We start from the raw sequence: 233 nt of genomic DNA, 5'->3' as shown, positions 1-233 counted from the left end.
ACAGCCACTGCCGGAGATGCGGAAACAGAAGAAAGTTCCGCAGATCTAGAAAATACGGAAAGTTCGGATATCGCCGAAACCGATAATTCGGAAATAGAAGAAACCGAAACGGAAGAAAGTTCCGAAGATATGGAGACTAGCAATAGCGGAAATTCCGGCAGCAGCAGTTCGGCTTCCTCCACTTCCTCCGCAGACGAAACGGGGGCGGGAAGCAGCAGCGAATCCACCGCCAC

The 233-nt window shown here is 51.9% G+C and carries 1 protein-coding gene; it reads left to right on the top strand.

The genetic code is table 11. The annotated features are described in order from the left end of the window. Nucleotides 1-233: hypothetical protein (locus AC0QHF_RS29240; RefSeq protein ID WP_324707804.1), on the top strand; the 233-nt coding region annotated here is incomplete at both ends.

This window comes from Lyngbya sp. CCY1209, assembly GCF_055795065.1.
This window is presented reverse-complemented; position numbering and strand designations above follow the sequence as displayed.